This window comes from Kitasatospora sp. NPDC036934, from assembly GCF_055608425.1.
Map to the genome: position 1 here is coordinate 62,335 of NZ_JBVJQR010000033.1, position 11,456 is coordinate 73,790.

An 11,456-nucleotide genomic window follows, 5' to 3' on the forward strand; every position below is an offset into this window, starting at 1 on the left:
GGTGGGCGCATGAGCGCGACTGCCGCCACGGGCTACTGCCGGGTGACCGTCGTCGCCCCGGACCGCCGGATCGATGTCGCCCTGCCCGAGGACGTCGCCCTCGCCGACGTCTACCCCGAGGTGCTGCGCCTGGCCAAGCAGAGCCAGCCCGACGGCACCCCCACCGGCTTCCACCTGGTCCGCCGCGACGGCACCGTACTCGACAGCAGCCTGTCGCTGGCCGCCCAGCAGGTCCGCGACGGCGACCTGCTGGCGCTGCGCCCCTTCGCCGAGTCGCTGCCGCCGGCCGTCTACGACGACGTCGCCGACGCCATCGCCAGCGCCGTCGAGGCCGACCGCCGGTTCTGGACCGTCGACCTGATGCGCGGCTTCGGCCTGATCGGCGCCGGGGTGCTGCTCACCCTGCTCGGCTTCGCACTCTGGTTCTCCGACCTGCGCCACGACATGCACAGCCTGCCCGGCGTGCTGGCCGGCGTCGCCGCCGTCGTGCTCACCGCGCTCGCCGGGGTGCGCGCCCGCGTCTACCAGGACCCCCACGCCGCGGTCGCGCTCGGCCTCGGCGCCCTGCCGCACGCCATGATCGCCGGCAGCGGCATCATCGCCGCCGCCCATCCGTGGGACGGCCCCGGTCGGCTGCAGTTCCTGACCGGCTGCGTCACCGTCCTGGTGATCGCCGTGCTGCTGGCCGGACTGCTGCCGGAGAAGGACGCGGTGTTCGTCGCCGCCGCCTTCGTCGCCACCGCCGGCTCGCTCGCCACCTTCACCGCCGTACTGATGCCCGACACCCCGGCCGGGAACATCGCCGCCGTCACCGGCGTCGCCGCGGTCGCCGCGATCGGCTTCCTGCCCAGCCTCTCCGCCCGCTTCGCCCGGCTCCCGGTCGGCTTCAGCGCCCCCGGCCAGACCCGCACCCGCAGCCGCGACTACGACGAGGAGGCCGAGCGCGCCGAGGCCGTCGAGTACGAGCGGATCGCCCACCAGGCCCGCCGCGGCCACGAGGTGCTGGTCGGCCTGGTCGGCGGCTGCGCCGCGGTCGTGGTCGGCGCCTGCGCCGTCCTCTCCTTCACCGACCGGACCTTCCCGGAGCTGCTGGCGCTCACCCTGGGCATCGCGACCATGCTGCGCGCCCGGCTGTTCCGCTACACCGCCCAGGTCCTCAGCCTCACCGTCGCCGGGCTGCTCGGCCTGTGCCTGCTGATCGTCGGGCTGTCCCTGCACACCCCGGCGTTCATCCTGCGGGCGGCCGGCTCCGGCACCGAGCTGGACCTGCGCACGATCTGGCTGGCCACCTCCATCGCCTTCGGCGCCGCGCTGCTCACCGCGATCGCGCTGGTGGTGCCCCGACTCGGCGTCTCCCCGTTCTGGGGCCGCATCCTGGACCTGGTGGACAGCCTCACCCTGATCTCACTGGTCCCGCTGGCGCTCGCCGTCCTGAACGTCTACCGGCTGGTCCGCGGCGCCACCGGCTGACCGTCGCCGACCGGCGCCGCCCCACCCGTCGCCCGGCCGGGCGGGGCGGCACTGGTACGCTTGGCCTCCGAGTGCAGCAGTGTGTCCGCCCCCCACGGGTAGCAGACCGCAGGACGCGCTCACGACACCGAGTTCTCGCAGAGTCCTGTGCAGTCGACCAGGACCGCTCGGTAGACCTTGAAGGAGTTGCAGTGGCTCTCGCCTCTGACGTCAAGAAGCAGATCTTCGCCGAGTTCGGCCAGAAGGAGGGCGACACCGGTTCCCCCGAGGTCCAGGTGGCCATGCTCTCCCGCCGTATCTCGGACCTGACCGAGCACCTCAAGTTCCACAAGCACGACCACCACTCGCGTCGTGGCCTGCTGATCCTGGTCGGCCAGCGCCGCCGCCTCCTGCAGTACCTGGCCAAGAAGGACATCGAGCGCTTCCGTACGCTCGTCGACCGTCTGGGCATCCGCCGCGGTGCCGCCGGTGGCGCCCGCTAAGACCGCCGCTCGGGGCGGCTCCCCACACCGGGGAGCCGCCCCTCGCGCGTATGCCGCGGCGGTTCGACCGCGGCACCTTGACACAACAACTCGCGCGCACCTCCCCAGGTGGCCGAGGATTGCACCGTAGGGTTGTGGGCATGCCGGGTGATGGCGCAGCAGCGCGCCACCCGGGCAGACAGCCCGAACCCCCCGCGGGACGAAGGCTTCAAACGGAAGCCGCCCGCATCCGAGAGAGCGTCCAGACGCGGACCGCCCGTCCCGGCCCGGCAGTCGTGAGGCGCCGGTCCTCGGTAGTGGCCCCCGGAACCCCCGCAGCCGAGCGGGGCACCCCGGAGGCTTCGATCGAAGACCGGCCCGACTGCCGCCCTCCCTGGCAAGAGGGCCCCGGAGCCAACGCGAGGCACTGCGCGGGGACGCTTTCCCGGAGACGTACGAAAGAGGAGATCTTCCAGGTGGAAGAGAACGTGTTCTACGCCGAAGCCGTGATCGACAACGGTTCCTTCGGCACCCGTACCATCCGCTTCGAGACCGGCCGCCTGGCCCGTCAGGCCGCCGGCTCCGCCGTGGCCTACCTGGACGACGACACCATGGTGCTGTCGGCCACCAGCGCCTCCAAGCAGCCGAAGGAGCACTTCGACTTCTTCCCGCTGACGGTGGACGTCGAGGAGCGGATGTACGCCGCCGGCCGCATCCCCGGCTCGTTCTTCCGTCGTGAGGGCCGGCCCTCCGAGGACGCGATCCTCACCTGCCGCCTGATCGACCGCCCGCTGCGCCCGTCCTTCGTCAAGGGCCTGCGCAACGAGGTCCAGGTCGTCTGCACCGTCATGGCGCTCAACCCCGACCACCTGTACGACGTGGTCGCGATCAACGCCGCCTCCGCCTCCACCCAGCTGGCGGGCCTGCCGTTCTCCGGCCCGATCGGTGGCGTCCGCGTCGCGCTGATCAACGGCCAGTGGGTCGCCTTCCCGACTCACAGCGAGCTGGAGTCGGCCGTCTTCGACATGGTCGTCGCCGGTCGCGTCCTGCCGGACGGCGACGTCGCGATCATGATGGTCGAGGCCGAGGCCACCGACAAGACCATCAAGCTGGTCGAGGGCGGCGCCGAGGCGCCGACCGAGGAGGTCGTGGCCGCCGGTCTCGACGCCTCCAAGCCCTTCATCAAGGTGCTGTGCGCCGCGCAGGCCCAGCTGGCCGCCCAGGCCGCCAAGCCGACCGCCGAGTTCCCGGTCTTCCTGGACTACCAGGACGACGTCCTCGCCGCGCTGACCAGCGCCGTCAAGGACGAGCTGGCCCAGGCCCTCACCATCCCGGGCAAGCAGGAGCGCAACACCGAGCTGGACCGCGTCAAGGCCGTCGCGGCAGAGAAGCTGCTCCCCGAGTTCGAGGGTCGCGAGAAGGAGATCAGCGCCGCCTACAACGCGCTGACCAAGAAGATCGTCCGCGAGCGCGTCATCAAGGACAAGGTCCGCATGGACGGCCGCGGTGTCACCGACATCCGCACCCTGGCCGCCGAGGTCGAGGCCATCCCGCGTGTCCACGGCTCGGCCCTGTTCGAGCGCGGCGAGACCCAGATCCTGGGCGTCACCACGCTGAACATGCTCCGGATGGAGCAGCAGCTCGACACGCTCTCCCCGGAGACGCGTCGCCGCTACATGCACAACTACAACTTCCCGCCGTACTCGGTCGGCGAGACCGGCCGCGTGGGCGCCCCCAAGCGCCGCGAGATCGGCCACGGCGCCCTGGCCGAGCGCGCCATCCTCCCGGTCCTGCCGACCCGCGAGGAGTTCCCGTACGCCATCCGCCAGGTCTCCGAGGCGCTCGGCTCCAACGGCTCCACCTCGATGGGCTCGGTCTGCGCCTCGACCATGTCGCTGCTGAACGCCGGTGTGCCGCTGAAGGCCGCCGTCGCCGGCATCGCCATGGGCCTGATCTCGCAGGAGATCGACGGTGAGACCCACTACGTCGCGCTGACCGACATCCTGGGCGCCGAGGACGCGTACGGCGACATGGACTTCAAGGTCGCCGGTACCCGCAACTTCATCACCGCGCTGCAGCTCGACACCAAGCTGAACGGCATCCCGGCCTCCGTGCTGGCCGCCGCGCTGAAGCAGGCCAAGGACGCGCGCCTGCACATCCTCGACGTGATGAACGAGGCCATCGACTCGCCCGACGAGATGTCCCCGAACGCGCCGCGCATCATCACCATCAAGATCCCGGTGGACAAGATCGGCGAGGTCATCGGCCCCAAGGGCAAGATGATCAACCAGATCCAGGAGGACACCGGCGCCGAGATCACGATCGAGGACGACGGCACCATCTACATCGGTGCCTCCGACGGCCCGGCCGCCGAGGCCGCCCGCACCACGATCAACCAGATCGCCAACCCGACCATGCCGGAGGTCGGCGAGCGCTACCTGGGCACCGTGGTCAAGACCACGACGTTCGGCGCGTTCGTCTCGCTCATGCCGGGCAAGGACGGCCTGCTGCACATCTCGCAGATCCGCAAGCTGGCCGGCGGCAAGCGCGTGGAGAACGTCGAGGACGTCCTCGGCGTCGGCGCCAAGGTGCAGGTCGAGATCGCCGAGATCGACCCGCGCGGCAAGCTCTCGCTGATCCCGGTCATCGAGGGCGAGGAAGGCGGCGAGGCCGCTTCCGAGTGAAGCGCCGCTAGCTGACCCCTTGCGGCCCGTACGCCTCCCGGCGTGCGGGCCGCACCCTGTTGTCCACGCGTTCGTCCGTACGTGCCATTCCACGTGCGTTTCCTCTGGAGGTACCCACCGTGGCCCAGGCCCCGGCGGTAAAGCAGCGTCCCGGCACCACCCGGACCCTGCTCAAGGGCGTCGACGGCGCCGGCACGGTGCGCCGCTCCGTCCTGCCCGGCGGCCTGCGGGTCGTCACCGAGACCCTGCCGACGGTGCGCTCCGCGACCTTCGGCATCTGGGTCGGCGTCGGCTCGCGGGACGAGACCCCGCAACTCAACGGCGCCACCCACTACCTGGAGCACCTGCTCTTCAAGGGCACCGAGCGGCGCAGCGCGCTGGACATCTCGGCGGCCCTGGACGCGGTCGGCGGCGAGATGAACGCCTTCACTGCGAAGGAGAACACCTGCTACTACGCCCGGGTCCTGGACACCGACCTGCCGCTGGCCATCGACGTGGTCTGCGACATGCTGACCGGCTCGCTGATCCGCTCCGAGGACGTCGACGCCGAACGCGGCGTCATCCTCGAGGAGATGGCGATGGCCGAGGACGACCCGGGTGACGTCGTCCACGACCTGTTCGCCAAGGTGATCTTCGGCAGCGGCCCGCTCGGCCGTCCGATCCTCGGCACCCAGGAGACCATCAAGGCGCTCACCCGGGAGCAGATCGCGGGCTTCTACCACCGCCGCTACCGCCCGGAGAACCTGGTCGTCGCCGCGGCCGGCAACCTGGACCACCGCAAGGTCGTCAAGCAGGTGCAGGAGGCCTTCGCCCCGGTGCTGGCCCGCTCCACCGCAGCGCCCGCCGAGGCCCGCCGCGGCGTCAAGGCGCTGCGCACCACCGGCAAGGTCGAGGTGCTCAACCGCTCCACCGAGCAGGCCCACCTGGTGCTGGGCGTGCCCGGGGTGCCCCGGCACGACGAGCGCCGCTGGGCGATGGGCGTGCTCAACGCGGCCCTGGGCGGCGGGATGAGCTCGCGGCTGTTCCAGGAGGTCCGGGAGAAGCGCGGCCTGGCGTACTCGGTCTACTCGTACTCCTCCTCCTACGCGGACAGCGGCCTGTTCGGCATCTACGCCGGCTGCCAGCCCAAGCGGGTCGAGGAGGTGCTGCGGATCTGCCGCGACGAGCTGGCCAAGGTGGTCGCCGAGGGCATCACCGAGGAGGAGCTGCAGCGCGCGATCGGGCAGATCTCCGGCTCCACCGTGCTCGGCATGGAGGACACCGGCTCGCTGATGAACCGGATCGGCAAGGCCGAACTCAGCTACGGGCACCACCTGTCGGTGGACGACATGCTGGAGCGGATCGCGGCGGTGACCCTGGAGGACGTGCACGCGGTGGCCCGTGATGTGCTGGGCGCGTACCGGCCGTCGCTGGCGCTGATCGGTCCGGTCAACGACAAGCGGGCCGCCCGGCTCGCCGATCTGCTGGCCTGAGATTGCCTTCCCGGAGAGGAATGTCGCTATGACGCTGCGTGTCGCCGTGATCGGCGCCAACGGACGGATCGGCTCGGAGGCGGTCAAGGCCGTCGAGGCCGCGCCGGACCTGGAGCTGGTGGCCACCCTCGGCCGCGGCTCGAAGCCGGCGGAGCTCACCGAGGCCGGGGCCCAGGTGGCCGTCGAACTCACCCACCCGGACTCGGTGATGGGCAACCTCGACTACTGCGTCCACCACGGCATCCACGTGGTCACCGGCACGACCGGCTGGACGGACGAGCGGCTGGCCACCGTCCGCGGCTGGCTCACGGACGCTCCGGACCTCGGCCTGCTGATCGCCCCGAACTTCTCCATCGGCGCGATCCTCGGCATGAAGTTCTCCCAGATCGCCGCCCGGTACTTCGAGTCGGTCGAGGTGGTCGAACTGCATCACGACCGCAAGGCCGACGCCCCCAGCGGCACCGCCACCCGCACCGCCCAGCTGATCGCCGCGGCCCGCGCCGAGGCCGGCCGCCCGAAGCAGCAGGACCCGACCACCCACAGCCTGCCCGGCGCGCGCGGCGCCGACGTGGACGGGGTGCCGGTGCACGCCGTACGGCTGCGTGGCCTGCTGGCCCACCAGCAGGTGATGTTCGGCGACACCGGCGAGACGCTCACCATCCGGCACGACTCGCTGCACCACAGCAGCTTCATGCCGGGCATCCTGCTGGGCGTGCGCAAGGTCGTCGGGACGCCGGGGCTGACCTTCGGCCTCGAACACTTCCTGGACCTGTGACTCCGTTGAACTCCAGGAGCGCGAAATGACCTCCCGTACCGGTTTCTTCGTCCTGTCCGGCGTGCTGCTGCTGGTCGCCCTCGTCTGCGTGGGGGAGGGCGTCCAACTGGTCGCCACCGGAAAGCCGCTCGGCATCGGCATCGGCCTGTGCGCCTTCGTGATCCCGGTGATCGGCGTCTGGTTCCTGCGCCAGACCGTCCGCTTCGGCCGGGCCAGCGAGCAGCTCGCCCGAGAGCTGGAGGCCGAGGGGGGCCTGCCGGTGGACGAGCTGAAGCGCACCGTCGGCGGGCGGATCGACCGGGACTCGGCCGACGCGGTGTTCGCCCGCCGCCAGGCCGAGGCGGAGGCCGAACCGGGCGACTGGCGGGTGTGGTTCCGCCTCGCCGTGGCCTACGCCGACGCCGGCGACACCCCGCGCGCCCGCAAGACCATGCAGCACGCCATCAAGCTGCACAGCACCGAACCCGCAAGGAGTAACGCGTGAGCGACGAACCGACGGCCCCCAGCTTCCGCAGCGACGTGACGGTGGAGCTGGTCCGCAGCGCCGCCGCGGACTCGGACGTCATCTGGGCGGCCCGGGTGTCGACTGCGGGCGAGCAGTCCCTGGAGGCGCTCCAGCAGGACCCGGAGAAGTCCAAGGGCCTGATCAATTTCCTGATGCGCGACCGGCACGGCACGCCTTTCGAGCACAACTCGATGACCTTCTTCATCAGCGCGCCGATCTTCGTGTTCCGCGAGTTCCACCGGCACCGCAGCGGCTGGTCGTACAACGAGGAGTCCGGCCGCTACCGCGAGCTGGAGCCGGTCTTCTACGTCCCGGCCGAGGACCGCAAGCTGGTCCAGCAGGGCCGCCCCGGCAAGTACGAGTTCCACCAGGGCACCCCGGAGCAGCACGAGACCACCACCGCGGCCATGGAGGCCGCTTACCGCGAGTCCTACGCCCGCTACCAGGAGATGCTGGCGGCCGGCGTGGCCCGAGAGGTCGCCCGCGCGGTGCTGCCGGTCGGCCTGTTCTCCTCGATGTACGCGACCTGCAACGCGCGCTCGCTGATGCACTTCCTCTCGCTGCGCACCCGGCGGGAGAACTCGGCGGTTCCGTCGTTCCCGCAGCGCGAGATCGAGATGGTCGCGGAGCAGATGGAGGAGCAGTGGGCCAGGCTCATGCCGCTCACCCATGCGGCTTTCGAGAAGCACGGCCGAGTCGCCCCCTGACCTGGGACGACGGGCATATGGGCAGAGTGTCTGGCATGTCTGGATTGCGGCTTTTCTAGCCGCTCCCTACATTCGTGACCACGGATTCCGGTGCTGCCCGAACCCCCGAGCGGGCAGCACCGGAATCCCATCTCCCCGCCCCGACCTGCTCCACCTGTCCGAACCATGGACCGGCATGGGTACCGCCCCACCGCCTACGAGTAGTTTTGGACGCATGGCTCCGACCTCCACCCCTCAGACGCCGTTCGGCCGGGTGCTGACCGCGATGGTCACCCCGTTCACCGCCGACGGCGCACTCGACATCGACGGCGCCCAGCGCCTCGCCACGCACCTCGTCGACTCCGGGAACGACGGCCTCGTCGTCAACGGCACCACCGGTGAGTCCCCGACCACCAGCGACGCCGAGAAGGCCCAGCTCGTCCGCGCCGTGGTGGAGGCGGTCGGGGACCGGGCCCACGTGGTGGCCGGGGTCGGCACCAACGACACCCACCACAGCGTCGAGCTGGCCCGGCAGGCGGAGGCCGCCGGGGCGCACGGCCTGCTGGTCGTGACGCCGTACTACAACAAGCCCCCGCAGGAGGGCCTGTACCGGCACTTCACGCAGGTCGCCGACGCCACCGGCCTGCCGGTCATGGCGTACGACATCCCGGGCCGCAGCGGGGTCGCGCTGAGCCACGAGACCCTGGTCCGGCTCGGAGAGCACCCGCGGATCGTGGCCAACAAGGACGCCAAGGGCGACCTCGGCGCCGCGGCCTGGGCGATCGCCCGCTCCGACCTCGCCTGGTACTCCGGCGACGACATCCTCAACCTGCCGCTGCTGTCCGTCGGAGCCGTCGGCGTGGTCAGCGTCGTCGGGCACGTGGTGGCCGGTGAGCTGAAGTCGATGATCGAGGCCTACCTGAGCGGCGATGTGGCCAAGGCCACCGCGATCCACCAGGGCCTGCTGCCGGTGTTCACCGGTATGTTCCGCACCCAGGGCGTGATCCTCACCAAGGCCGCGCTGGACCTCCGGGGCCTGCCGGCCGGGCCGCTGCGACTGCCGCTGGTCGGTGCGACGCCCGAGGAGATCGACCGATTGAAGCAGGATCTCGCCGCCGGCGGGGTACACCTGTAGGCAGACACAGACGTGCGCGCCCCGGCTCGCCGGACCCACCCGGGTCCGCCGCTGGACCGGACCGAAGGCGCGAGAGCACAGACCCAGTAGGAAAACGACACTGAGTACGCACGCCATATGTCTCCAGGGGGAGGACCCCAGGCATATGGCGTGCGTCGTGAGGAGAGTCTTTTGAGCCACCCGCATCCCGAACTCGGCGCACCCCCGGCCCTGAAGGAGGGCGCCCTCCGCATCACTCCGCTCGGCGGTCTCGGTGAGATCGGCCGCAACATGACGGTCCTGGAGTACGGCGGCCGCATCCTGATCATCGACTGCGGTGTCCTCTTCCCCGAGGACGAGCAGCCCGGCGTCGACCTGATCCTCCCGGACTTCAGCTACATCCGGGACCGCCTCGACAAGGTCGACGGCATCGTCCTCACCCACGGGCACGAGGACCACATCGGCGCCGTCCCCTTCCTCCTGCGGGAGAACCCGGACATCCCACTGATCGGTTCGAAGCTGACCCTCGCCCTGATCGAGGCGAAGCTCGCCGAGCACCGCATCCGGCCGTACGTGCTGGAGGTGAAGGAGGGCGAGCGCGAGCGCATCGGCCCCTTCGACTGCGAGTTCATCGCGGTCAACCACTCCATCCCGGACGCCCTCGCCGTGGCCGTCCGCACCCCCGCCGGCATGGTCGTGGCCACCGGTGACTTCAAGATGGACCAGCTGCCGCTGGACGGCCGCCTCACCGACCTGCCCACCTTCGCCAAGCTGGCCGAAGAGGGCATGGACCTGCTGCTGGTGGACTCCACCAACGCCGAGGTCCCCGGCTTCATCCCGCACGAGCGGGACATCTCGGCCGCGCTGCGAAACGTTTTCGCGAACGCCGACAAGCGCATCATCGTCGCCTCCTTCGCCAGCCACGTGCACCGCATCCAGCAGGTGCTGGACGCCGCGCACGAGTACAAGCGCAAGGTCGCCTTCGTCGGCCGCTCGATGGTCCGCAACATGGGCATCGCCCGCGACCTGGGCTACCTGAAGGTCCCCGGCAACATGGTCGTCGACGTCAAGCAGCTCGACGACCTGCCGGACAAGGAGGTCGTGCTGATCTGCACCGGCTCCCAGGGCGAGCCGATGGCGGCACTGTCCCGGATGGCCAACCGCGACCACCAGATCCGCATCGTCGAGGGCGACACCGTCGTCCTGGCGTCGTCGCTCATCCCGGGCAACGAGAACGCCGTCTACCGCGTCATCAACGGCCTGACCCGCTGGGGCGCCAAGGTCGTGCACAAGGGCAACGCCAAGGTGCACGTCTCCGGCCACGCCTCGGCCGGTGAGCTGCTGTACTTCTTCAACATCTGCAAGCCGCGCAACCTGATGCCGGTCCACGGCGAGTGGCGCCACCTGCGGGCAGCCGCCGAGCTCGGCATCGCGACCGGCATTCCGCGCAACCGCGTGGTCATCGCCGAGGACGGCGTCTGCGTCGACCTGGAGAAGGGCGTCGCCCGGATCGTCGGCAAGGTGCAGGCCGGTTACGTCTACGTGGACGGCGCCTCGGTCGGCGACATCACCGAGGCCTCGCTCAAGGACCGCAAGATCCTCGGCGAGGAGGGCTTCATCTCGGTCTTCGTCGCGGTCGACTCGACCAACGGCAAGATCGTCGGGCGCCCGACCATCCAGGCCCGCGGCTCCGGCATCGACGACAACGCCTTCGTGCCGGTCGTCGCCAAGCTCCAGGAGGCACTGGACCGCTCGGCGAGCGACGGCGTGCTGGAGCCCCGCCAGGTGCAGCAGCTCGTCCGCCGGACCATCGGCAAGTGGGTCGCGGACAACTACCGCCGCCGGCCGATGATCCTGCCGGTCGTCGTCGAGGTCTGACCTCGGCCCTGGGCCTCGTCGCCGAAGCCCGTCCTGACCTGCTGAGGCTGGTTTGACGTGGGGCGACCCGGTGCGTAATGTTCTCCGGGTTGCCCCACGGGACGAGCCCCAAGGCGGTCCTCGAATACGAATGCGAATTCGAGAACGGCCGGGAAAACGGACCGAGAAACTCTGATAGAGTTCGGGAGCGCCGAAAGGCGAAAGCCAAATCGGATGAATGAAACTCCGGAAGACGGAGCGGAAAACATCTGATAAGCTGGAAACACGAAAGAACGAAGCGCCCGGAGGGCCCGCTGGAAGGCGGTCCGAAGGAAGCGTCCGTTCCTTGAGAACTCAACAGCGTGCCAAAAGTCAACGCCAGATATGTTGACATCCCCGGCCTCGATCGCTTGATCGGGGTTGGAGATTCCT

The 11,456-nt window shown here is 70.2% G+C and carries 9 protein-coding genes; all 9 read left to right on the plus strand.

Annotated elements, in window-relative coordinates; genetic code table 11:
- The first annotated feature begins 9 nt into the window (after positions 1-9).
- The 9 genes from eccD (at position 10) to ACZ7BZ_RS33400 (ending at position 11,045) form a co-directional block, all read left to right on the plus strand.
- Positions 10-1,470, plus strand: a complete 1,461-nt coding sequence (gene eccD, locus ACZ7BZ_RS33360) for a type VII secretion integral membrane protein EccD (protein ID WP_470361615.1) — start codon at positions 10-12, stop codon at positions 1,468-1,470.
- Positions 1,471-1,661: 191 nt separating this feature from the next.
- Positions 1,662-1,952 carry a 30S ribosomal protein S15 gene (gene rpsO, locus ACZ7BZ_RS33365; protein ID WP_188302791.1) on the plus strand — a complete coding sequence of 97 codons (291 nt, stop codon included), beginning with the start codon at positions 1,662-1,664 and terminating at the stop codon, positions 1,950-1,952.
- Between the two features lie 455 nt (positions 1,953-2,407).
- Positions 2,408-4,615: a polyribonucleotide nucleotidyltransferase gene (locus ACZ7BZ_RS33370; protein ID WP_380460468.1), complete on the plus strand. Its 2,208-nt coding sequence runs from the start codon at positions 2,408-2,410 to the stop codon at positions 4,613-4,615.
- Between the two features lie 119 nt (positions 4,616-4,734).
- Entirely contained in the window at positions 4,735-6,087 is a 1,353-nt protein-coding gene (locus ACZ7BZ_RS33375) for a M16 family metallopeptidase (RefSeq protein ID WP_465750966.1), read from the plus strand.
- 28 nt (positions 6,088-6,115) lie between these two features.
- Positions 6,116-6,862, plus strand: a complete 747-nt coding sequence (gene dapB, locus ACZ7BZ_RS33380) for a 4-hydroxy-tetrahydrodipicolinate reductase (protein WP_470361616.1) — start codon at positions 6,116-6,118, stop codon at positions 6,860-6,862.
- Between the two features lie 25 nt (positions 6,863-6,887).
- A complete protein-coding gene (locus ACZ7BZ_RS33385; protein ID WP_470361617.1) occupies positions 6,888-7,346 on the plus strand; it encodes a tetratricopeptide repeat protein in 459 nt (152 codons plus the stop codon).
- Positions 7,343-8,074 carry an FAD-dependent thymidylate synthase gene (thyX, locus tag ACZ7BZ_RS33390; protein WP_470361618.1) on the plus strand — a complete coding sequence of 244 codons (732 nt, stop codon included), beginning with the start codon at positions 7,343-7,345 and terminating at the stop codon, positions 8,072-8,074. The genes ACZ7BZ_RS33385 and thyX overlap by 4 nt, the downstream gene beginning before the upstream one ends.
- 214 nt (positions 8,075-8,288) lie before the next feature.
- Entirely contained in the window at positions 8,289-9,188 is a 900-nt protein-coding gene (dapA, locus tag ACZ7BZ_RS33395) for a 4-hydroxy-tetrahydrodipicolinate synthase (RefSeq protein WP_380460458.1), read from the plus strand.
- A gap of 171 nt (positions 9,189-9,359) precedes the next feature.
- The gene (locus ACZ7BZ_RS33400) at positions 9,360-11,045 is read left to right on the plus strand and encodes a ribonuclease J (protein ID WP_380460456.1); all 1,686 of its coding nucleotides are present in this window, start codon (positions 9,360-9,362) and stop codon (positions 11,043-11,045) included.
- The last annotated feature ends 411 nt before the right edge of the window (positions 11,046-11,456 follow it).